The 21,169-nt window shown below is 42.7% G+C and carries 12 protein-coding genes, 25 tRNA genes and 1 pseudogene; 4 read left to right on the top strand and 34 right to left on the bottom strand.

Annotation, left to right across the window (positions count from 1 at the left end; genetic code table 11):
• Positions 1 to 335 precede the first annotated feature (335 nt).
• From V1L65_RS23435 to V1L65_RS23340, 20 genes and pseudogenes are all read right to left on the bottom strand, one after another.
• Positions 336 to 920: a class D sortase gene (locus V1L65_RS23435; protein ID WP_331701673.1), complete on the bottom strand. Its 585-nt coding sequence runs from the start codon at positions 918 to 920 to the stop codon at positions 336 to 338.
• A 32-nt stretch (positions 921 to 952) separates the two neighbouring features.
• Positions 953 to 1,210: pseudogene (locus V1L65_RS23430) on the bottom strand (hypothetical protein); the annotation flags it as partial.
• A gap of 248 nt (positions 1,211 to 1,458) precedes the next feature.
• On the bottom strand, positions 1,459 to 2,553 hold the full coding sequence (locus V1L65_RS23425) for a response regulator (RefSeq protein WP_331701707.1): 1,095 nt from the start codon (positions 2,551 to 2,553) through the stop codon (positions 1,459 to 1,461).
• Positions 2,554 to 2,555: 2 nt separating this feature from the next.
• Positions 2,556 to 4,259, bottom strand: coding sequence for a sensor histidine kinase (locus V1L65_RS23420; RefSeq protein WP_331701671.1), 1,704 nt, complete (start codon positions 4,257 to 4,259; stop codon positions 2,556 to 2,558).
• A 56-nt stretch (positions 4,260 to 4,315) separates the two neighbouring features.
• Positions 4,316 to 5,179, bottom strand: coding sequence for an alpha/beta hydrolase (locus V1L65_RS23415; protein WP_331701670.1), 864 nt, complete (start codon positions 5,177 to 5,179; stop codon positions 4,316 to 4,318).
• A 205-nt stretch (positions 5,180 to 5,384) separates the two neighbouring features.
• Positions 5,385 to 9,530 (bottom strand): leucine-rich repeat protein, encoded by a 4,146-nt coding sequence (locus V1L65_RS23410; RefSeq protein ID WP_331701669.1) that lies wholly within the window; start codon positions 9,528 to 9,530, stop codon positions 5,385 to 5,387.
• Between the two features lie 398 nt (positions 9,531 to 9,928).
• Positions 9,929 to 11,197 (bottom strand): HipA domain-containing protein, encoded by a 1,269-nt coding sequence (locus V1L65_RS23405; protein ID WP_331701668.1) that lies wholly within the window; start codon positions 11,195 to 11,197, stop codon positions 9,929 to 9,931.
• Positions 11,198 to 11,428: 231 nt separating this feature from the next.
• Positions 11,429 to 11,510: transfer RNA gene (locus V1L65_RS23400), tRNA-Leu, on the bottom strand.
• Between the two features lie 41 nt (positions 11,511 to 11,551).
• A tRNA-Arg gene (locus V1L65_RS23395) sits at positions 11,552 to 11,628 on the bottom strand.
• Between the two features lie 15 nt (positions 11,629 to 11,643).
• Positions 11,644 to 11,718 (bottom strand) — tRNA-Cys (locus tag V1L65_RS23390).
• 8 nt (positions 11,719 to 11,726) lie between these two features.
• Positions 11,727 to 11,801: transfer RNA gene (locus V1L65_RS23385), tRNA-Gly, on the bottom strand.
• 4 nt (positions 11,802 to 11,805) lie between these two features.
• A tRNA-Gln gene (locus V1L65_RS23380) sits at positions 11,806 to 11,880 on the bottom strand.
• Positions 11,881 to 11,909: 29 nt separating this feature from the next.
• A tRNA-His gene (locus V1L65_RS23375) sits at positions 11,910 to 11,985 on the bottom strand.
• A gap of 24 nt (positions 11,986 to 12,009) precedes the next feature.
• Positions 12,010 to 12,083 (bottom strand) — tRNA-Trp (locus V1L65_RS23370).
• Positions 12,084 to 12,090: 7 nt separating this feature from the next.
• Positions 12,091 to 12,174 (bottom strand) — tRNA-Tyr (locus V1L65_RS23365).
• 3 nt (positions 12,175 to 12,177) lie between these two features.
• Positions 12,178 to 12,253 (bottom strand) — tRNA-Thr (locus tag V1L65_RS23360).
• Between the two features lie 25 nt (positions 12,254 to 12,278).
• Positions 12,279 to 12,354, bottom strand: a tRNA-Phe gene (locus tag V1L65_RS23355).
• Between the two features lie 15 nt (positions 12,355 to 12,369).
• Positions 12,370 to 12,446, bottom strand: a tRNA-Asp gene (locus V1L65_RS23350).
• A 39-nt stretch (positions 12,447 to 12,485) separates the two neighbouring features.
• A tRNA-Met gene (locus tag V1L65_RS23345) sits at positions 12,486 to 12,562 on the bottom strand.
• 75 nt (positions 12,563 to 12,637) lie between these two features.
• Positions 12,638 to 12,713 (bottom strand) — tRNA-Val (locus tag V1L65_RS23340).
• A 202-nt stretch (positions 12,714 to 12,915) separates the two neighbouring features.
• On the opposite strand from V1L65_RS23340, the gene V1L65_RS23335 reads away from it, so the two are divergent.
• The 3 genes from V1L65_RS23335 to V1L65_RS23325 are packed head-to-tail and all read left to right on the top strand — an operon-like array spanning position 12,916 to position 16,687.
• Entirely contained in the window at positions 12,916 to 14,010 is a 1,095-nt protein-coding gene (locus tag V1L65_RS23335; protein WP_331701667.1) for a GerAB/ArcD/ProY family transporter, read from the top strand.
• On the top strand, positions 14,007 to 15,530 hold the full coding sequence (locus V1L65_RS23330; RefSeq protein WP_331701666.1) for a spore germination protein: 1,524 nt from the start codon (positions 14,007 to 14,009) through the stop codon (positions 15,528 to 15,530). The genes V1L65_RS23335 and V1L65_RS23330 overlap by 4 nt, the downstream gene beginning before the upstream one ends.
• Positions 15,527 to 16,687, top strand: a complete 1,161-nt coding sequence (locus V1L65_RS23325) for a Ger(x)C family spore germination protein (RefSeq protein ID WP_331701665.1) — start codon at positions 15,527 to 15,529, stop codon at positions 16,685 to 16,687. Before V1L65_RS23330 ends, V1L65_RS23325 begins: the two co-directional genes overlap by 4 nt.
• Positions 16,688 to 17,067: 380 nt before the next feature.
• On the opposite strand, the gene V1L65_RS23320 is transcribed toward V1L65_RS23325, so the two are convergent.
• Both V1L65_RS23320 and V1L65_RS23315 read right to left on the bottom strand, forming a co-directional pair.
• Positions 17,068 to 17,886 carry a sugar phosphate isomerase/epimerase family protein gene (locus V1L65_RS23320; protein ID WP_331701664.1) on the bottom strand — a complete coding sequence of 273 codons (819 nt, stop codon included), beginning with the start codon at positions 17,884 to 17,886 and terminating at the stop codon, positions 17,068 to 17,070.
• Entirely contained in the window at positions 17,883 to 18,866 is a 984-nt protein-coding gene (locus V1L65_RS23315; RefSeq protein ID WP_331701663.1) for a zinc-dependent alcohol dehydrogenase, read from the bottom strand. Before V1L65_RS23315 ends, V1L65_RS23320 begins: the two co-directional genes overlap by 4 nt.
• 157 nt (positions 18,867 to 19,023) lie before the next feature.
• Here V1L65_RS23315 and V1L65_RS23310 point away from each other — a divergent pair, with 157 nt between their 5' ends.
• Positions 19,024 to 19,875: a helix-turn-helix transcriptional regulator gene (locus V1L65_RS23310; protein WP_331701662.1), complete on the top strand. Its 852-nt coding sequence runs from the start codon at positions 19,024 to 19,026 to the stop codon at positions 19,873 to 19,875.
• 150 nt (positions 19,876 to 20,025) lie between these two features.
• On the opposite strand, the gene V1L65_RS23305 is transcribed toward V1L65_RS23310, so the two are convergent.
• The 12 genes from V1L65_RS23305 to V1L65_RS23250 form a co-directional block, all read right to left on the bottom strand.
• Positions 20,026 to 20,109: transfer RNA gene (locus V1L65_RS23305), tRNA-Leu, on the bottom strand.
• Positions 20,110 to 20,150: 41 nt separating this feature from the next.
• Positions 20,151 to 20,227 (bottom strand) — tRNA-Arg (locus V1L65_RS23300).
• Between the two features lie 16 nt (positions 20,228 to 20,243).
• A tRNA-Cys gene (locus V1L65_RS23295) sits at positions 20,244 to 20,318 on the bottom strand.
• A gap of 8 nt (positions 20,319 to 20,326) precedes the next feature.
• Positions 20,327 to 20,401, bottom strand: a tRNA-Gly gene (locus V1L65_RS23290).
• Positions 20,402 to 20,405: 4 nt separating this feature from the next.
• A tRNA-Gln gene (locus V1L65_RS23285) sits at positions 20,406 to 20,480 on the bottom strand.
• Positions 20,481 to 20,509: 29 nt separating this feature from the next.
• Positions 20,510 to 20,585, bottom strand: a tRNA-His gene (locus tag V1L65_RS23280).
• 24 nt (positions 20,586 to 20,609) lie between these two features.
• Positions 20,610 to 20,683: transfer RNA gene (locus tag V1L65_RS23275), tRNA-Trp, on the bottom strand.
• Positions 20,684 to 20,690: 7 nt separating this feature from the next.
• Positions 20,691 to 20,774: transfer RNA gene (locus tag V1L65_RS23270), tRNA-Tyr, on the bottom strand.
• Between the two features lie 3 nt (positions 20,775 to 20,777).
• Positions 20,778 to 20,853 (bottom strand) — tRNA-Thr (locus tag V1L65_RS23265).
• A gap of 25 nt (positions 20,854 to 20,878) precedes the next feature.
• Positions 20,879 to 20,954 (bottom strand) — tRNA-Phe (locus tag V1L65_RS23260).
• 15 nt (positions 20,955 to 20,969) lie between these two features.
• Positions 20,970 to 21,046, bottom strand: a tRNA-Asp gene (locus V1L65_RS23255).
• Positions 21,047 to 21,086: 40 nt separating this feature from the next.
• Positions 21,087 to 21,163, bottom strand: a tRNA-Met gene (locus tag V1L65_RS23250).
• Between the last annotated feature and the right edge of the window lie 6 nt (positions 21,164 to 21,169).

The following is a 21,169-nucleotide window of genomic DNA, read 5'->3' as shown; positions in this document are numbered from 1 at the left end:
TTATATGAGATTGGCTTTAGCTTTGTTAGGATGTTTATGCTAGTACCCTCTCTTCTACTTCAGTTTATGGAATACAATATTTTATTATCACAACTAGAAACACTACATGCTCTACGAACTGAGACATTACGGTAGACTAAATACTATTATACTATCATAGAAGCCCTCTTCTTCGGAACTGCCTAAGCTTTTGCTACTGGAATCTAGGTCAATTAAGAGGAATTTAAAACCGTCGCAAAGCGTTGTAAAAGATACTTTGAAATGGTTGGTTTGAAATGCAAAATAGCCGTTCTATTCGAACGGCTTATTAATACAACTATTAACTCCAGTAATTATTAGAGAGGATATGCATAATAGATAAATCGATAGGGGGCGTTGCCCACATAGTTAAAAGGATAGCAGGTTGTTACGACTAAAACTTCCTCCCCCATGCTCCTAATGACAGTCGTGTCGTCCTCCGGGACGATCTCCGTCTCTCTGATTTCATAGGTATAGGTATCATAAGGCATGTCTACAACAAAATGATCGCCAATTTCCAAAGCTCCAATCCCTCGGAAAACCGTATCGCGATGGCCAGATATGACAATTTGTTCCCCCTGGCCCGGATATGCAGTGTTTGAAATATGGCCTATCCCTTTTTTCAGATCATCTGCCTCTACACCTTCAACAATAGGCAGCGATTTCTCCAGTTTTGGAATTTCAAGAATAGCAAAAGGCTCGTGATGCTCTGCCGCAAAGTTTGCGATACTTTCTGCTTTCGACTTCTTCATCGCCATAAAATCTTCTTTCGTCTTAAATAAATATGCCTCAGCCTGCACTAACGATTGCTGCTCGGTCCGTGCTTGATCGAATAATTTATAGGCAAAAACTAGCACAGCTGCTATCCCCAAAATGACAAATATATTCATAATTGCTTTCATAAATTCACCCGATTTCTTAAACGTGAATTTGGCTAGGTTACGAGCTCTTCCGGGAAACTGCGAATCGGTAATTCTTGCTCCTGTTGATAGAATTGCTTATAGTATTGACAATATCCAGACAGATTGTGCTCTACATCATCAATTCGCGCTCGAAATGAGTGATGGCGAATAAAAAAACTGCCCATTATTCGTTGTGGATTTTTTAAATACATAGCCATTTCCGGATAAAAAAATCCATTTCTCTGATATTCCGCTCGCTTATGAATCGTGGTGACAAGCTTTTTTTCGTCAAAGGATTCGGCCTTCAGCAAATCGCTATGCTCCGTTTAAGAAAAGATGAGAGGACCCGATACTTCTACGGTTTGCAGATCGATTTTCAGTCGCAACAGTTACTCGTCGGAAGCAAGTGAAATCCAGCAGCAATTTAAAAACCGCGCAAAGCCTTATAAATCAAGGTTTTTCGCGGTTTTTTTCGTAAACTTTTAGCCCGGCAAGGCTTTGCATAAATCTCTCAAAAAGTTCTGTATTCCCAAATCATCTATTTATCGAGGAAACTCTCCTCTCCAATGGCGGGAAGGCTTCCCATCTCTTTCTGATATACTTTTATAAAATGCTCGTAATGACTTCGGAACGATTGATAATCCTTTGCTGCACGGTAAGCCTTCATTAAAAACATATTAGCTTCCTCGTCCAGTTCGTTACGCGAAACGATCTTCCTGGCAATTAATATGGATTGTGTTACCTGATTATTTGCAAGAAGCCAGCGAACCAGCCTTATAGCAAAATCGCGATAGCGTATTGCGAGTCCTTCTTGTTCTGAAACGGACCACGTATAAAATTTGTTTTCATACAAGTCGCCAGTAAATCTTTTTTCCCATTCAAGCGCTTCTTTCACCGTAAATTCATTCCATTCTTTAACACGGTAAACATAGGATTCGAAAGAAATAAAGTCCGCATCTATATGAGTCATTTCTAACATATACTGTTCGTCGAAAGTATGGACGATTGATTTTAAACCATGTGATTGCAATGCCTTGCGCAGCTGGTAAACTGCCGTATTCAGGTATGCCACCGCATTCTCTAATGGCATTTCCGGAAAAATCTCGTCAATAACTCTATCCCTCGAAACCGCCCGACCTCGCCCAAGAAGTAAAAATGCAAATAATTGTTGACTCTTTTTTGAAATGAATTTCACTTTGCCCGCTTCCACACTGCTAACCTCTAAACCGCCTAATGCTTTCACTACTAATCGGTTGACATCCATCTTTTCAGGCGGTTTACTATTTTTCTCTCTTGCCCTTTCAATGGTTTGGATCAATCTTTTTTGCGATACCGGCTTAACCATATAATCAAGCGGATATGTATCGAAAGCATCCACCGCATATTCTCGATGAGAAGTCACAAATACAATTTCCATATTTTTTTGTCCAGCGCGCAATTGTCGAGCAAGCTCTAATCCACTTTCGTCTGCAATCATAATATCAACAAATGCTATATCGACCAATGTATCTTTCGTGAATAGCAGGGCGTCCTTTACACTTTGAAATCCGCCAATTATTTCTACATCTTCTATTCTTCTTAACATTCTTTGCATAATTGCGAGCATCGCTTGTTCATCGTCGATGATGATCACCTTCAACTTTTTTCACCTTCTCTTAACGAAAGATAGACGGCACTGCCTTTCCCTAATATGCTGTCAATCCATAAATCTCCGCCGCTCATCTTTGCAAATTGGCAACTGACTTGCAGACCTAGTCCTGTCCCACGTTCCCCTTCGGTTCCGATCGTAGAGATGACTTGTTTTTCGTTAAATAATTGTTCCAATAACTTTTTAGACATGCCAATACCTTGATCGCGTATGGTGATCACGATTTTTCCTTCATGACACTTTTCGGCTGCAACCTCAACCCTTGCCCCCCGGTTAGAAAATTTAATCGCATTGGAAAGTATATTGCGAAGTACCATGACAATCGCTTCTCGGTCGACATATACAATGATAGCTTCGTCAACTTTAATAGCGATATCAATATCTTTCGCCTTACTTTTAATAGACAGTATACGATAAGCTTCATAAATAAGATCGACTAAGGCCAACGATTCAGGGTTAAGCGCTACGTCATTTTTTTGATTGCGAAACCATTCAAGCACGTTGCCAACCGTCATATAGGTCGAACGAATTTGTGCACTTAAAAAATCAAGCAGCTCCGCTGTTTCTGGCGGAAACATTTGCTTTTCTTCTTCCAGCATTTCTATCAAATTCACCTGAAGAGCAATTGGTTCGCGGATATCGTGGGAAACAAGAGTAAACAACTGATCTTTCATAAAATTAAGATGTGCAATTTCTTCTAGTCGTTGTTGCTTTTCTGTTATATCAAATAATATCGAGACCGTTCCGAGTAATCGCAAGCCTTTGGAATAAAGTGGATATACTTTAACCATAAAATATTTTCCTTCGCCATCCATTTCTTTCTTTACTTCTATCGACTTCTCTACCATACTGTTGCACGCATCCAGCCACTCGGGCCAATCTTTTAGAAATTCAGACACGTCTTTTCCAATGATTGATTTGCTGTTTTTTTCGCCAAACAACGGCTGTATAAAGATATTGCAGTCAATGATCTTTCCTTTCTGATCGACAGTCAAAACCCCTTCTCGGATCGTATCAACGATAAAATCCCTTGCCATTGGCACGATGGTAAATATTTTATTTTTGTAGATCACCCATAGCATAATAATGCCCAATACACCACAATAAACGGAAATGGGGAGCAGCCATTGCGATAAATCTGGGAATACCAATTTAACCACTTCTATGACAGCCGATGTTGATGCAAGTAAAATAACGAGGATGCCTGGTTTACGAACTTCCGGCCTTGCCTTTCGCAAATACATAATAAAGAAATAAGCACAGGTCAGCAAAATGAAATAGCAGAATATATTAAATGCAATCGCCAGACTGGTCCTAGGCACATCGAGGTAGCCATTAATGAGTGTCGCTGTTTCGAATATCAAATGGGTCTTATCATTTGTCCATATAAGTACCGACCATCCGATAAATAAAAGTAACAATATGATCTGTTTATACCATTTTAGCCACTCATCCCTAGCATATAAATCCAACACACAAAGAATAACCAACGGGACGGTAATCGCAAGTGCTGTCTGTTCTATTTGTCGAAAAAAAAGCTTGCTAGCTACATCATTGCTATATAATTCGAGAATGACACCGCAGCCAAAGGCAACTCGACAAACCATGACCCATGCAAAGTAACGGACTCCACGTTTTTGCGAGTGTAAGAATGAATAGATGAGCAGCATGCACATCATCATCGCTGACACAATCATTGTAAAAAGTATGGCATTATCCATTGTTATTCCTTTCTATTGTTATTCCTTTACATTATGTTACCAAAAAATTGAACAACTCGCCTTGTATATTCTTCTCTATTTAATCTGTACCCCTGAACGTGATCAGCATTAGAAACCGTCCACAATTCCGAGTGCTCCTTGTAGGCTTCGTGCAAACGGATACTGTTTTCATAAGGTATCGAATAATCCTGATTACCATGAATAAATAATACGGGGCGTGGTTTTATTTTCTTCAAGGCTTTTTTGGGATTTACCTTCTTTGCATTTCCCACATGCATTCTTATAAAGGCAAGCGTGAGTGGTGTAAACGGGAAGCTGGGCAGCTTCGTCCATACGTAAAACTTTTCAGTTAAATAGGTAGATAATTCGTCAAAAGGGCTATCCGCAACTACACCAACTACTTCGGGCGTGCGGGCAGCCGCAAGCAAAGCAGTAGATGCCCCCATAGAAAAACCGATCAGGCCGATCGAAGAAGGTTGATTGGCTTTCACCCACGCAATTGCACTTAATAGGTCCTCTTGTTCGTACAGACCAATTGAAGCAACATTACCACTGGATTCCCCGCAACTGCGAAAATCGAACATTAAAACATGAAAACCATTTTCCGTTAAATCTTTTGCTAATTTTAATGCAGGTAATTTCTGTTCCAATCGATTTCCCCGATAACCGTGCGCAAAAATAATTGTCTTGTTTTTTGGTTGTTGCGCTGGAATAAACCATCCCTCCAAAGAAATATCATCTCTGCTTTGAAACGATATTAAATCAAAATCGAGACCGTAATCTTCTGGCGATTCGTTTATCGGTTTTCTTACATGATTACGCGTTAGTTTCAGTGACACGACAAAAGAGATAATAAGACAGGCCAAGATGGCCAAAGCAACGATAGACACAATGACCCAAACAAGGAATATCATCCTGAACACTTCCTTTCTTTGTTTTTAAAGGCAAGGATAAACGGCTTACGCCGTCCTTTGGACGAGCGCGTTTACCGATGAAATATAAGAACAAGTATATGGATACAAAAACTTATGCTTTCTTATATTTTAGAAAGTGAAAACTCCCACAAAATATCCATTTCTGTGGGAGTCTCCATTCCTATAGCTGCTTTTTTTCCAGACGGCCTAACACTTCTTTAAAATGTACAAGCATTTTTGCTGTCTGCGCCCTTGTTGCTTGCTCGTTAGGCATAAAATTCCCGTCATACCCCTCAGCAATTTTTAAATCAACAAGCATCGCAATGGCATTTTGGGTTTCTTGATCATATCCTGCGATATCCAGGAAATTAGCTGGCTGTTTCGGTTTGTATGGTGATCCGTTTACCCTCTCATAGGTGCGGTAAAAAATTAAGGCCAGGTGAGCACGTGTTATATTTGCATTGGGTTTGAACGTATGGTCTGGATAACCTCTGGCTACCCCATTTCCATATGCCTTTTCAAGTTCCATCATGGCATCTTTCCCGAGCGACTGAACATCTGTAAATGGCACTTGCTTTTGTTCATCCAATTGCAATAATCGTGCAAAGACACTTGTTACCTCCATACGGCTTATCTGGTCATCCGGCCGGAATGTTTGATCTGGATAACCATAAAACATTTTCTCCCAATGGGTCTTCTTGATATAGCCTTCCGCCCAATGTCCCGCAATATCGGTGAATGGGACCTTTTCCAATCGATTCACTGTAATCGTATAAGTTTGTTTATTTCCGTTCTCAGCGGCAGTAACAATATCGAAAATGTTTTTGCCTTCGTTTAATAGCAATGTTCTCTTATCTACAAACCCTTCACCATCTAATGTGATCTTCGCCTTGGGATGATGTGTCTTCACGATAATTTCTATAGTTTCTGCTTCCGTATCACCCAAATCATATTCGAATTGAGCGGGATTAAATAACAATCTATTTTCCCCATCAACAATGGCTTCTAATCTGTCCAAGCTTGTGTCACTGGAAGGTATATAAACTCCCCATCCTGGGTTTGGACTTGCATCAGATGATAAAACGGTCAATTGCAGTGTTGTTTGATCAGGAATATTATAGTCTGCTAATGTGCGGCCATTTTCTAATACAGTGCCTCCAAAAGTTATTTTTTGCTTTTCAGTAGGAATCTCCTCAGCATCTTGAATTTTTTGTTTCAGTTGCTGAACTGAGTCGCTGCCATACGCATGAAGGGTAATTGTCTCCCCATCTACTATTTGCACATGAATGATTAGGAGGGATTTATCAATATTGTTGATCGCTATTCTCTGGACTTTTTCATTCCCTGTCTTATCTTTTATATATACGGTGTATGTTCCATTTTCCGAAACCGTAAACTGATTGTCTGTCACATCGTCACCGTCTCCATCACGGAAATCAACAATATCCTTACTTCCTGTTGCCCATTTCATCTCCACTACATTGGCTATATCGCTTAGTACATCAATTAAGACTGTTACATCCTTATTCGTCGATTCGGTTTCGCTCGGGGTTAGTGTGATCATGACACATTCATCCGCTTCGAGCTGCTCGAAAGTATACCCCCATTGGGTTGCCAGTTCATTTGCTGTCGATCCACAATAGCCGCGAATCGTTAATGGTTCAGGATACGATGAATTCCCACCATCAAATACCCCCTGATCAATATTCACCTCATTGCTCAACACGATAAATTCGCGTATCTGATTTTTGCCAAAAGCACCCCGACCAATAAACTTGACAGATGTCGGTATAGTTACCGATTGTAAATTACCTATCCAAAATGCATTTTCAGCTATGGTCTGAACATTTTCACCCAAAGTTAGTTCAGCTATGTTATTTTGTACAAACGCACCGTAATCAATATGTGTCACTGTATCTGGTATGATCAATTCCGTTATATTATTTTTCAAAAACGCATTAGCCCCTATCCTTTCTAACCCTTCTGAAAAGGTGACCGAAGCTAAATCATTGTCAGCAAAAGCATTCCGGCCAATCGTTGTTACACTGCCTGGAATTTCAATTTCTTGTAATGTATTTTTATAAAATGAATACTCTCCAATACTCGTAACACTATCTGGTATAATCACACGCTCTAAATTCTTTTCACTGAAGGCATAATTCCCGATAGCCGCAACAGTTTGCCCATCCAGTGTATCCGGGATTTCTATATTTGTATCCGTTCCCCTGTACCCTGTGATTCTTACAGTACCGCTTCCGTTATTTACATAGATATAATCTGATTGTTTTATCTCAAAAATTACAGTTGTTTCGTTACCTGCTGCATCAGTAACGATCAGTTCATATTCGCCATTTACCTCTACCGTCGTACCACTTGTGAAAGCGAGTCCATTTAATGTTGCGTTCCCCTCATTGAAGGAGATCGTTACGGGATCACCATACACTTCACCATCCGTCACACCAGTAACTTCAGGCGGGAGTTTGTCGATATTACTGATTGGTATCGTTGCTATTCGTTCTCTCTCGAGAACGTCTTTGACATATACGGTATACGTATCATTTTCCGAAACGGTAAATGCATTGGAAACAACAAGCTCTCCTCTGCCATTTTGAAAATAAGCAAGGTTTTGATTCCCTTTTGCCCATTTCAATTCCCTGATACTTTCCGGTAACTTATTCACGCTGACAGAAACCGTCACATCTTGGTTTGTAGGATTTGTTTCACTTGGCGTCAAGCTCATTCCTAAACACTCGGCCTTGGATGATTCCTGGAACGAATAACCTTTATCGTTAGCGTGTGTTTCCGCAGTAGATCCAAAACAGCCATAGATCGTTAGATCCGCTGGATTTGTTTGATTCCCTTCAAACGCGCTTCCTTCAATGCCGGCAAAATAATTTATGATGGTTACAGCATTTAAATCATTTGCAGAAAATGCTTGTTTTCCAATGCTAATGACACTATTTGGGAGTTCAACCGTTATTAATTGCTCCCCGTAAAAGGCATCTTCACCGATCATGGTCACTTCTTTACCATCTATCGTATCCGGAATGAGCACATCCGTGGCAGAGCCAGTATATCCTGTGATCGTTATTGTTGTATCATCTTCATTAACGACACATTCGAAATCGGTATTTTCTCCACAAGCCGCTGAACCACTCTCCTCCAGCACTTGGAAAGTGTGGCCGTTTGCCGTTGCAAATTGCTCTGTTGTCGATCCACTACGACCAAATAGCGTTATATCCTCTGGTGTCGCAGGTGGAGCTGGAATAAAAGGCCACATCCCAAATATCAGCTCATCATTGTATACTTTTACTTCTGTTAAGGGATTAAAGGCAAATGCAGCATCGCCAATCGCTTCCACACTATTTGGCAATGTTAACGTATTAATCTCGTTCTGAAAAAATGCCTTTGTTGCGACAAGCTTCACTGTATCGGGAATTACTACTGCTTTCAATTTATTTTGTTCAAAAGCTTGCTCGCCAACTTCCTCCACACCTTCATTTAAGATAACCGATTCCAGCGCATTTCCCATGAATGCTTCTTTTTCAATGACCGATACGCTGCCAGGAATGTGAACCGACTCCAGTAAGTTATCTTTAAAAGCACCTTCCCCTATTGAGCTTAATCCTTCTTGCAAGGTTAACGTATGAATGTTATTTTTACCGTCTTCTCCTAAAAATGCATACTTGCCCATAGAAGTAATTGTGCCAGGCAGCGTCACTTCCTCTAGCTTGTTATCAATAAACGCCTCTTCTCCAATTGCAGTTACACCTTGCGGGATCGTTACAGATCGTAGCTCATTATCCCAAAATGCTTTAGCGGCTATTGTTTTCAAACCTTCTCTTAATGTTAACGTACTTAGGTTTCCCTGACTGAATGCTCCCTCAGCAATTGCAGTCACTGTCCCGGGTATGTCCACATTATCCATTTTACTTCCTGCAAACGCCATCGCTCCTATTTCTAATAATCCTTCATTTAAAATAACAGCGTCCAATTCGCATAACATAAATGCTGCTGCTCCTATAGTTGTGACAGTTCCGGGAATCGTAACTTTATTCAACTTTTTTCCCATAAACGCCTGAGCAGCAATCTCTGTAACATCTTTTCCCTGAATCTGTTCCGGAATCTCCACGTCCGTATCATTTCCCAGATACTTTACGATCGTTATCGTTCCATCAACATCCAAAATATCGTAATCCGCCTCATCCGCAAATACTTCCGATACAGGGTTCATTAGCATATGAGGCAAAATGAGCAACAGCATGAGTGCAATCATCCCGGTTTTTCGAATATACCTTCTCCATTTGTTGTATTCTTCCTGTAACATCTTCCTCCACCTTTCCATTCATGAATGTACTGGAACTATTCTATTAAGCCGCAATGAAAGAAAAATGAAAGAATTGATGCTTTGGAATTACTTTAAAGGAAGTTCAGGAATGGCTAGGTTACAGACAGATATTATTTCATCGCCAATAACACCGACGCAGCAAATATCAGCATAGCCGACTCGAACAACGGCACGCAAAGTCAGAGGAAATTTAAAAACCGCTCAAAACCTTGTACAATCAAGGTTTCGAGCGGTTTTTTGTAAAATTCCAACCCAGCAAAACTTTCAAAAATCTCTCAAAAATTTTTATTTTTTGAACGTTCTCGCTTACGCAGACAGTTGAAGGAACACATGCTGGTTTACTATCAATAGTGAACATCAATATGCAAATCTAATGCTCAAGGTTCTTGCTTCCAATCGTCACCAGCTTGCTCGCCACTGTAGGCAATATTCTCCGTTACATCATGGCTGCGATCGTCTACCCAAACATTAGATGACCGAGAATGGACGATTTCGGCAAGTATCTCAATTCGCTGACGTAAAGCACTGCAGAGCACATCTTGTCTCGTTTCATCAATAAACAAAGAGCCTTTCAAAATGTCCCGAAACTCATTCTCAATATCATTCAGCTTGGATAAATCTAGCCAGTCGAAGGATGTAACCAGCTTAATTTGTTCATTATGGTCCTGCTTGAACGGTTTGCATGTTAGTTTTCCTGTTGCAGAAATAAGCGTTGTTGGTTTGGAAAACCATAGTGAAGATCCACTATCGTAAATCGGAGCTGGTTCAATCCATTCCATTGTTTCAGCATTGCGCACAACACCGAAGTTGTTTTGATGTCTGTCCTCATTAGCGATCAAGTAATCGACTACAATCATACGGTCAAGTGCATCGACAATCCCTGATATACCGAGCGCTTCACAGCAATCGACATAATGCTGATATACTGAAATATGATTTTGCTTTTGTTTGGTCTGCATCACATACCAGGCTGTAACCAACTCTGTCTGCGGTGTAATGAAATTCTCACACACGCTATATGGATAATCCTCTTGTATCATTAATGTATACGGAACATGGGTAATACCTAGTCGCTCCATGATTCGGCTTGCAAGCACTTCATTATACGGTTCCTGCTGAGTCGCCCCGCTTCCACCTTTAACAAGGCAACGTTTGCCTTCGATGATTGCCCATTTCTTTTTCAACCAACCGTCCGATGTATTATCGGGTGACATTAAACTAATCGCCTCGCTAGCGACACCTTTGCCAAGCAATATATTACCCACGTCTTCAGAGAAATCATTGTCAAAGAAATTCAAGTTTCCCCATCTCGCATCCGAACCTTGTGGACAAATCCAATATTGATCAGACAAGCTAAGTCCCAAGCTTTTATCTAGTAATTTTTGCGTAGTCGCTAGCCTTAACTCAAGCAATGCTTCTTTAATCCCATCTCGACTTGCTGGAATTGCTCTGCCCCGCCACCATTCATTGAGTGCAGCACGATCTATTCGTCCTTTTTTGACGGATATGCCAACGGGTACATGGCGCTCATCATAGACGTTACCAATATCCGAAATTGCACCTGTCGCTTCGTCAAGCTCAATTTCCGCAACCGCAACATCTTTATGCTTCAGCACGTACTTCTTACTCCAAGCATTTGCCATCATATCAACTCCCTAGACTCCTATACTACTATCATAGCCTAACTTTCTTGTTAATTCTTCTTTTTCAGATCATTTCCCTGCCGAAATCTTCAATACACTTTTAAGAAGTGAAAAGGAAGTTCAAGAGTGGTTAGGACACAGCGATTATTCGACCTTATCAAACACGATGTGTGAAGTTTTCAAAATAAAAAAAGCTCATTAGATTTATCTCTAATGAACTGCTTGTAGTTAATGTGGTACCGGTGAGAGGACTCGAACCTCCACGGTTTCCCACTCGATTTTGAGTCGAGCGCGTCTGCCATTCCGCCACACCGGCATATTAATTATTGATCTTGCTTTGTTACTTTGTTGAAAAAGTGGCACGCCCTAAGAGATTCGAACTCCTGACCTTTTGATTCGTAGTCAAACGCTCTATCCAGCTGAGCTAAGGGCGCACATTTTAAAGATTGTGGAGGCGCCACCCAGATTTGAACTGGGGAATAAAGCTTTTGCAGAGCTTTGCCTTACCACTTGGCTATGGCGCCAAAACTTATGGAGCGGAAGACGGGAATCGAACCCGCGACCCTCGCCTTGGCAAGGCGATGCTCTACCGCTGAGCCACTTCCGCACACTGGCTGGGGCACTAGGATTCGAACCTAGGGATGACGGAGTCAAAGTCCGTTGCCTTACCGCTTGGCTATGCCCCAACAATCTGGAGTTTCATATGTGTTTAAAATGGGGCGATCGAGGGGACTTGAACCCCCGAGTGCCGGAGCCACAATCCGGTGCGTTAACCCCTTCGCCACGACCGCCATGTGAACACATATAAGTAAATCTGGCAGGGGCAGCAGGAATCGAACCCACACCAAAGGTTTTGGAGACCTTTGTTCTACCTTTAAACTATGCCCCTAGGTAAATGGTGGAGGATGATGGATTCGAACCACCGAACCGTTAGGAAGAGATTTACAGTCTCCCGCGTTTGGCCACTTCGCTAATCCTCCATGTGGTGCCGTCGAGAGGACTTGAACCCCCAACCTACTGATTACAAGTCAGTTGCTCTACCAGTTGAGCTACAACGGCATATTCCAATGTCTTTCATACTTAATGGTGGCTCGGGACGGAATCGAACCGCCGACACGAGGATTTTCAGTCCTCTGCTCTACCGACTGAGCTACCGAGCCTGATGATGGTATAAATGGCGGAGCTGACGGGATTCGAACCCGCGGTCTCCTGCGTGACAGGCAGGCATGTTAGGCCTCTACACCACAGCTCCACATCATTTCTCGGATAAGTCCGAAGGTAAAACATTTTTTGGTTGCGGGGGCAGGATTTGAACCTGCGGCCTTCGGGTTATGAGCCCGACGAGCTACCGAGCTGCTCCACCCCGCGACATTATACCCAAAAAAGTGAAGAATAGGCATTGATGCTTACTCCGAATACTTTTCCGGGGCCCCAATTCATATATGGTGGAGGCTAACGGGATCGAACCGCTGACCCTCTGCTTGTAAGGCAGATGCTCTCCCAGCTGAGCTAAGCCTCCATGTAAAGCGACTCTTATAATGTAACATATTTATTAGTGAATATGCAACACTTCCTGCAAACTTTTTTCAACCTCTAATCGTCTCTGACTATTCTTCTGCTTAAAGTATAAATTAATTATCACAAGTTTTCAGTATACTTTTCCATAATTGGTTAAAATATATAATACCATTTGCATGTTATAGAGTTATGGAGGGGCTAGCATGAATGTTACTAAAAAAATAAGCGTACTCCAGGCACTATTTATTTTAATAATGGCGGTTGGATTTTCAAATCATGTAACGATTATTCCGCTACTGCTGCAAATAGGCTATCGGGACTCCTGGATTAGCGTTATATGTGCCTACTTGCTGTCTAACGCTTGGATTTTTATCCCCTACTTTATAGCTAAAAAGATTGGCAAGCTTTCATTGCCCGATTGGCTGACACAAAATTTTGGAAAATGGACTGCACGCTTATTTATTTGGCCATTTGCCATATACTTGCTTTTAATTGCCGCTATTACGCTTAAAGAGACAACCAACTGGGTAAACATCACCTACTTGCCCCAAACTCCAAAAACGGTAGTGGCCGCAACTTTTATACTTTTATGCCTGTTTATTGCCAGCTCTGGAATCAGATCCATTGCCATCACTTCAGGAATTCTTCTGCCTTTTGTCTGGGTTCTTGGCTATTTTGTCATGACTGCTAACTTTCCATACAAAGATTATTCCAAGTTATTTCCAATCTTTACACAAGGGGTCAGCCCCATTTTGCACGCAATGGTTTATGCAGGCGGCGGATTTACCGAGGCATTCATTCTCATATTTATCCGACAGCATATTGCCAAGCCGCTTCGTTTTCGCTCCTGGATTTTGCTCGCCTTTATTTTGTGCGGGCTAACATTAGGACCTCTGATGGGAGCGATCGCCACTTACGGCCCCGTTGAATCAGCCAATCAGAGATACCCGGCATTCGAGCAATGGAGACTTGTAGTAATCGGAAAATATATAGCCCATGTTGATTTCCTTGCGCTGTACCAATGGCTGTCAGGGGCATTTATAAGAATTGCTCTAGCTTTGTATATTATTTTGGATTGGGTTCAACCAAACCGCAAAGCAGCAAAAAGATCATTGCTTACTCTGCTCTTTATTGTCTTGATGGCGGTCATTATCGCTCCTATCAGCGATATTAAATACGTACAATGGATCAGAGGTTTTTACTACCCGTACGCTCTGTTTATCATGCTGGCTGCCTCAAGCCTGCTTGCAGGACTTGTATTTCTCAAATCACGCACCTGGAGGAGGAAGAAATCTTGAATTTTCAGCGCTATTTTCAACAGCGATTTCTTAAATCCAAATCGGCGAAAGAGCCGGTTTATTCGGGCTGGCTGCCGGAAAAGTGGAACGAAGAAACCATCAAGCAATTGTTCGGTTTCAGTGCGGATATTGCGATTCAGACCTGTTTCTATGGATCGAATCAGCAATTCAAAGGCATTTTGATTTATTGCATTGGATTGGTTGATTTGAAGCAGATCAATGATGTTATACTCCCGCAGCTCAATAAAATGCTCATCAATTTCGAGCAAATAGACGATTCCTTTACAGAAACTCCTCTTCTCCAGCTGCATTCAATAAAAGAGGGACAGGATTTACTGCATCATTTATTCGAAGGTAATATGATCATTATTTTTGAAGAGCAGCAGCAGTTGTATTCCGTTGACGTAGCTAATATTCCTGGAAGAACACCGGAAGAGTCGAATACGGAAGTATCCATTAAAGGTCCTAGAGACGGCTTTACCGAGGAATTATCCACAAATATTGCACTGATTCGGAAAAGGCTAAAAACCCCGTCACTTTATCACGAGCAGTTCAGGGTCGGCCGCAGAAGCCAAACGAAGGTATCGCTGCTTTACCTTTATGATGTGGCACGTCCGGAAGTAATAGATGAAGTGCGTAAACGCATTGAGAAAATAGATATTGACGGCTTGCTGAGCAATGAACAGCTAGAGGAAGGGTTAGCTGATTATTCTCATTCTTTGTTTCCCTTATTCGATTATATCGGCAGACCGGACCACGTTTGCTCCAGCTTACTGCGAGGACGATTTGTCATTCTAATTGACGGTTCTCCTATGGCGATTATAGCGCCAATCAATCTAACGGCTCTACTTAAATCGCCTGAAGATATGCATATGCCTTTTTACTATGTTGCATTAGAAAGATTTTTTAGACTGATTGGAATCTCCATTTCGATTTTTGCACCCGGACTTTGGGTAGCTTTAACCGCCTATGATATGGATCAGCTGCCTTTCCAGTTGCTGGCTACCGTCAGCAATGCCCGAGTAGGGCTCCCTCTCTCCTCGCCCATGGAGGCCTTTTTGATATTGGGACTGTTTGAAATATTCCGGGAGGCTGGCGTAAGATTACCAAAAGCAGTTGGGGAAACGGTTACTGTTGTCGGAGGACTGATCGTCGGCGATGCCGCTATACGAGCGGGGCTCACTTCACCTACTATGCTTTTTGTAGCGGCGATTACAGCAGTGGCCACATTTACGCTAGTCAATCAATCGCTTAGTGGTACAGTCTCGGTATTCAGACTGTTTATTCTTGTATGCTCTTCTGTCTTTGGCATGTACGGATTTTGCATCGCCCTGCTCGCATTAGTGACGTATGTATCCAGACTTGAATCCTTCGGTCTTCCTTACTTAGCGCCGCTCTCCCCATTGTCGCTGCGCGATTTGCTGCCTGCGCTGCTAATAATTCCGCGCGATAATATGAACAAGAGACCCGAAATTTTGCATACGAACGATACCAGCCGCAAGAAGGAGGACGCATCTTGAAAAAATTGCGCATATCCGCTTGTCTTGCTGTTTTACTATTGTTGACAGGCTGTTGGGATATAAAAGATCTGCAAACGATCAATTACATCACTTCAGTCGGGTTGGACTACAAGGACGGAAAGTTTATTATCTACACTCAAATGCTTGATTTTACCTCGATTGCCAAACAGGAGTCGGGCAAGGTTGGTCAGCCGCCGCAACAATGGGTCGGTAAGGGAACCGGAGAAACAATCAATCTCGCCATCAATGATCTCTACAGCACAATGCAGCAAAAAACATTGTGGAGCCACATTACATCTATCGTGGTCTCAAGAGCATATCTAGAGCAGGAAACGACCCGCATGACCGATACCTTTTTTCGTTTTCGGGACATTCGCTATACGCCTTGGGTATATGGAACTCACGATTCAATTGAACAATTGTTTTCTGCTCCTGGTTTCTTTAATTTAACTACACTAAGCACCATTCTTAATGAACCTATGGAGAACTATGAGCAGTCTTCCTTCATTCTGCCAATAAAATATGTTGAGTTTATTTCTGAAGCGAGAGAGCCCGATAAAACGATTCTGCTCCCGTCCATATCTTTAAACAAAGAGCAGTGGAAGAAAAATGAAAAAAACGAAAGAAAAATAATTATTAATGGCGTGTTTGCCATTCAAAATCAATCTCTTAAAGGCTGGTTTGGCCGGGAAAGTTTAAATGGCTCGCGCTGGATGGAAACTGAAACCATTCGGTCACCATTATCTATTAAAGAGAATGGAAAAATTAATACAGTCATTTCAATGGGAAAGCCTGATATCGATATTAAATTTCAAAATAGCAAGGATCAGCCCCGTTTCTCTATTACCATTAACATTAATGGTAATATTATCGAAAGCATCGATTCGTTATCAGAGTCAGAGCTTGTTGAAAAAGCGCAAAAACAAATTGAAAAAGAAGTGCGCAGCACCTATGAGGCAGGCTTGAAAAAAAATGCCGATTTATATTCATTGAAGCATGTCCTATACCGAAAGCACCACTTCACATGGAAGCAGCTTCGTGCCAAAGACCAAATCCTGCTCAGCCAGGATTCCCTTCAAAACATTTACGTCAATGTGAAATTGACTCACTCAGGAATGCTTAGAACAACTCCGACAGATATGCCGCCAGAAAACTAGCTGCACTTTGGCGCAAGGAAAGAACAAAATCACCAATCGGTGATCTAACTTGCCGTCATCGTGTGCAAAGAACAAACGATGCGATGTTATTTGCGGTGCGTTCATCTATGACCGTTAGAACCAAAAAAGCAGTCTTTTTGTTGTGTATGCGGACACTTATGACCCTTAGAAGAAAATCCCGTCTGATTCTTTAACTTTTTTCCAGCTAACGGACATCAGTGTCCGCATCATTAGGTCAATTCGAGCTCGATACTTATCCACATTTTATCTGATGCATAATTTCCTAAACAATTGAAAAAAGACTTCTCACAGGGGGTCTCACAGGGGGAAGTCTTTTTCACAATCATTTTATTCAAATTAGTTCTCATTTCAACCTGTACTTATAGCTGGTTTTCTATTCCCAGTATATATTTCGCAGCCAACTGGTATTCCTCGGCGCTCTCCAAATGTTCAATCATCAGCGGAATTTCCCGATTTTGCGCACGTAATAACTTTAAAAAATGATGATAATCGAGAATGCCTAGCCCGGGGCGAACTTCGCTAAGATGGACGGTCAACTTATCAGACAGTAAAATATCTTTGGCATGGCAGCATTTAATGTACGGACCCAGCTTATTGAAACATTCCGTCAACAAATCAGTCGTATTATAGTACATTTGGGGACTATTCACCATATTAACCGGGTCGAGATGAACGGCGAACTCTGGCCGGTCTATCGCTTGAATCAGCCTGACGTATTCGTCCGCACTGCTTGGAAATATCCAAGGCATTGTCTCTAACGTGTAGAACGTTCGCTTCGGCTTGACGGCATCGATGATTTCACGAACCGAATCCACGATCAGCTGAAAGGTTTCATTAGAGAAATTATTCGGATCAGGTCCGTCAAACTTCTCTCCTCTCGAGCCTGTAATATTGACACAGCACTGAGCGCCGATTTCTTCGGCCAAAGCCAATTGCTGCTGACAATATGCAATCGCAGATTTTCTAGTTGATTCATTGGAACTAAGGGGATTGCTCCAAGCGCCTGCTTCTGCAATGATTAGCCCAGCCGCTGCCGCTGCCCTTCGATACACTTCAATTTCCTCAGATTGGTCAAGAGTCAAATGCTCCGGACAAGATGCAGCCGTATAGCCAAACCGCCTATGTTCCCTCACCCACTCCTCGGGGTCATTAAAAACTACTGGTCCGCCAAGTCTCATTGCGGGTCCACCTCCTTCTTCCAATCGAACATGACAAAGAGCTCGTGAATGGATCGTTGCGCCAATTCTTCGTATACCTGTTGCACATGATGCGGTGACACTTTCCTAATGAGCGGTGCAAGCTGGGCTGTTCCATCTGACAACCAATCCATCGCTGTCTGAATATTGCCGTAAAAGCTGTAGGGTCTAAAATCCTGCGGGGTAATTGGAAGCTCCCATTCCCAGCCGCTTCTTAATATCGCATATTTATGAAATACAAGCGATAAAAGCTCATGTAAATAATGCTCTGTATTCCGCTTCCATGGAACGCCTGACAGAACGATCTCGCCGCCCTTGCGGATAAGTTTTAACGCATCAATCGTCGCTGTTTCGTGACCAGAACATTCAAGCACCAGAGCCGTTTGCCCAACCCATGGAGAGTCGTGAGCAGGGATACTGGGGCTTGTGTACATAATACCTGCTGCTCTGGCCGATTCCAAACGGGCTTCGTTAGGATCGGATAACATTACTTTATAACCGCATCTTTGGAAGATTAATGCTGCCAATAAGCCAACCGGTCCGGCTCCTGTAATGAATACATGATCACCTGGCTTCGCTTGCGTAGTCATTAAAGCAGTCATTCCAATATTCATAAGTCTGGACAATACAGCCAGAGCAGGATCTAATTCAGCCGGAATGGAAATCGCTTCATTCGCCGGAAGATGTTGATAACTTTGGTGCGAACGGCTGCAAAACACTATATCCCCCGCCCGAAAATTTCCAGCCGCCTCACCAACTTGATCCACTCGGAACACAGTAGCATAACCGGTCTCCACCGCTTGATCATGTTCTCGCAAAAATCCGCCTTCCAGCTCAGTGCCCGGACTAATAAGCGAAAACAGCGATGTACCTAAAATATGGCCCTTATCGGGTGCAGCTGGACGAGCTTGCTTAACTAGCGCTGCTTGTTCCTTCCCTGTAAACTGTATGGCGTGATCCATTGCCCGCAATCCTCCCTCGAAATTTAACATATACATTGATGACAATTGCAAAAGGTTACCTTAATATGAGTATATATGGAAAATTCGTTGTTGTTCTAGCTCCAGCAATACAGAATAGGGTTCTATTCGTACAGAAACGAAGGAGGCGGCCTTGAACATGCTCGATTCATTATTGAATTTGCGCTTTGTAGAAGCAGGTGAAGGAATCCCGGTTAGCGGATGGATTCATAACAAAAGAATACCGTTTATCATTGTAGCGCAAGCTACTAACGGCAGTTACGAGGTTATATCCAAAAATGGTCATATTGTAACGCAAGGGACGGAAGCATTTCTAGCTCCAGCCGATATTGAATTATCAATTATCCATCATGCTGCTGAAGATGGAACGCCTATGCATTTTCGTTACGCCCATCTTCAATTTATGATATGCGATACGATTGATCTGTCAGCGCTGTTTCAGCTTCCTCCCAAAACTGATTCAGCCAAGGGCGCCGTTCTTGGTGAATGGATAGAACAATTGTTGGACTGTATGCACCCGCAGCAGGGGTTTGAATGGAAATATGCAGCAAGACGCAAAGAAATAGGCTATCGCATATTAAATGAATTGCTGGATATTTCCGAACCGAATCAGTTTCATGAACATTTTTTTTACGAAGCAAATATTCTTGTGCCTATACTAACCTATATGAGCGAGAATTTAGGTAATCCCGAAGATGTGGATACGCTTGTATCCCGATTCCATTTGTCCAGAACTGCACTTTTTCAATTATTTAAAAAAGTATTCGAAAGGTCGCCTATTGCCTATTGGAAGCAAATCCGTCTTCAGGAGGCCTATAAAATGCTATGCGCAACAAACACCTCCATTAACGAAATTGCGTATCAATACGGATTTGCAACAAGAAATCATTTTTCGCGGGAGTTTAAAAAAGAGTACAAAATGACACCAAGCGAGTCAAGAAAATACTATCATGACTTGCATCATTCCAATCAAAAGTCAGGTCGGCAATAGACCCAGCGCTTCTTCACTCGCGGAGAAACAAAAACGGCGGGACAGAAAAGCTTCTGCACCGCCGTTTCTCTTTATTAGGAGTTAAGCTATCTCCCTAGAATAAAAAAAAGCTCATCAGATGAAATTATCTGATGAACCATTGTTTTTTAGTGGTACCGGTGAGAGGACTCGAACCTCCACGGGTCTCCCCATTCGATTTTGAGTCGAACGCGTCTGCCATTCCGCCACACCGGCATATTAATTATTGATCTTGCTATGTCACTTTGTTGAAAAAGTGGCACGCCCTAAGAGATTCGAACTCCTGACCTTTTGATTCGTAGTCAAACGCTCTATCCAGCTGAGCTAAGGGCGCACATTTTTAAAGATTGTGGAGGCGCCACCCAGATTTGAACTGGGGAATAAAGCTTTTGCAGAGCTTTGCCTTACCACTTGGCTATGGCGCCAAAACTTATGGAGCGGAAGACGGGAATCGAACCCGCGACCCTCGCCTTGGCAAGGCGATGCTCTACCGCTGAGCCACTTCCGCACACTGGCTGGGGCACTAGGATTCGAACCTAGGGATGACGGAGTCAAAGTCCGTTGCCTTACCGCTTGGCTATGCCCCAACAATCTGGAGTTTCATATGTGTTTAAAATGGGGCGATCGAGGGGACTTGAACCCCCGAGTGCCGGAGCCACAATCCGGTGCGTTAACCCCTTCGCCACGACCGCCATGTGAACACATATAAGTAAATCTGGCAGGGGCAGCAGGAATCGAACCCACACCAAAGGTTTTGGAGACCTTTGTTCTACCTTTAAACTATGCCCCTAGGTAAATGGTGGAGGATGATGGATTCGAACCACCGAACCGTTAGGAAGAGATTTACAGTCTCCCGCGTTTGGCCACTTCGCTAATCCTCCATGTGGTGCCGTCGAGAGGACTTGAACCCCCAACCTACTGATTACAAGTCAGTTGCTCTACCAGTTGAGCTACAACGGCATATTCCAATGTCTTTCATACTTAATGGTGGCTCGGGACGGAATCGAACCGCCGACACGAGGATTTTCAGTCCTCTGCTCTACCGACTGAGCTACCGAGCCTGATGATGGTATAAATGGCGGAGCTGACGGGATTCGAACCCGCGGTCTCCTGCGTGACAGGCAGGCATGTTAGGCCTCTACACCACAGCTCCACATCATTTCTCGGATAAGTCCGAAGGTAAAACATTTTTTTGGTTGCGGGGGCAGGATTTGAACCTGCGGCCTTCGGGTTATGAGCCCGACGAGCTACCGAGCTGCTCCACCCCGCGACAGTA

It is taken from the genome of Paenibacillus sp. IITD108 (assembly GCF_036541265.1).
Lineage (GTDB): Bacteria > Bacillota > Bacilli > Paenibacillales > Paenibacillaceae > Pristimantibacillus.
This window is presented reverse-complemented; position numbering and strand designations above follow the sequence as displayed.

Coding starts and splice junctions, on each gene's coding strand:
- V1L65_RS23310 (WP_331701662.1), top strand. CDS start 19,024: ATGCTCGATTCATTATTGAATTTGCGCTTTGTAGAAGCAGGTGAAGGA.
- V1L65_RS23435 (WP_331701673.1), bottom strand. CDS start 920: ATGAAAGCAATTATGAATATATTTGTCATTTTGGGGATAGCAGCTGTG.
- V1L65_RS23335 (WP_331701667.1), top strand. CDS start 12,916: ATGAATGTTACTAAAAAAATAAGCGTACTCCAGGCACTATTTATTTTA.
- V1L65_RS23405 (WP_331701668.1), bottom strand. CDS start 11,197: ATGATGGCAAATGCTTGGAGTAAGAAGTACGTGCTGAAGCATAAAGAT.
- V1L65_RS23410 (WP_331701669.1), bottom strand. CDS start 9,530: ATGTTACAGGAAGAATACAACAAATGGAGAAGGTATATTCGAAAAACC.
- V1L65_RS23320 (WP_331701664.1), bottom strand. CDS start 17,886: ATGAGACTTGGCGGACCAGTAGTTTTTAATGACCCCGAGGAGTGGGTG.
- V1L65_RS23315 (WP_331701663.1), bottom strand. CDS start 18,866: ATGGATCACGCCATACAGTTTACAGGGAAGGAACAAGCAGCGCTAGTT.